1 protein-coding gene and 1 riboswitch (1 of these 2 running past the window's edge) are annotated in these 619 nt (G+C 49.8%); the gene reads right to left on the bottom strand.

Going from position 1 to position 619, the window contains the following annotated elements; all coding sequences use genetic code 11:
• Positions 1–452: alanine racemase (locus tag AOQ29_RS05530; RefSeq protein WP_179948359.1), on the bottom strand; the 452-nt coding region annotated here is incomplete at its 3' end.
• Positions 453–546: 94 nt separating this feature from the next.
• A riboswitch (Lysine riboswitch) is annotated at positions 547–619 on the bottom strand (it continues 134 nt past the right edge of the window).

Here is a 619-nt window from a genome sequence, read left to right as displayed (position 1 = left end):
TCAATGGCGGCGGCTAAATCATCCCGGTTGCGGAAACCAATCCGACCCATGCCGGTATCAACGGCTAGGTTAACCAAGAGCTTAGGTCCACCGAGTCGTAAGTTGGCGTTGGCTTGGGTCAACCAATCGCGGTCGGTCACCGTGGCAATGATTTGGTAGTCAGCTAAGAGTTGGGCATCCGCAACGGATGTTAACCCAAGAACTAGGATTGGCTGGCAGAAGCCGGCCTTGCGTAAGGCAATCGCTTCGTCTAAGACAGCGACTGCCAAACCATCAACACCACCGTCAACGGCGGCCCGGCTCATTTCCAGCAAACCAAAGCCGTAGGCGTTGGCCTTAACCGTTAAGAAGACAAAACTAGCATCGCTAGCATCGCGCATCGCTTTTAAGTTTTTAGCTACTGCAGCTTTTGAAATTAAAATTCGACTTGGGCGGTGATTCGCGACAACCATAGTGATAGCCTCCTTCGGCAACAAAAAAAAATCCAAACAACGGGGGTTTTCGCCCTGTCGTTTGGATTTTGCCTAAAAAAGTCTTTACCAAAAACAGTTGAATAGCACCCCGCTGTAACAACAGCGACAGTCCAATAGCTCTTAACTATTGGCCCAGCAAAAATGGT

Source organism: Fructobacillus ficulneus (assembly GCF_001047075.2).
GTDB classification, from domain to species: Bacteria; Bacillota; Bacilli; order Lactobacillales; family Lactobacillaceae; genus Fructobacillus; species Fructobacillus ficulneus.
Note: the sequence above shows the minus strand (reverse complement) of the source record. Positions and strands in the feature narration are given on the sequence as shown.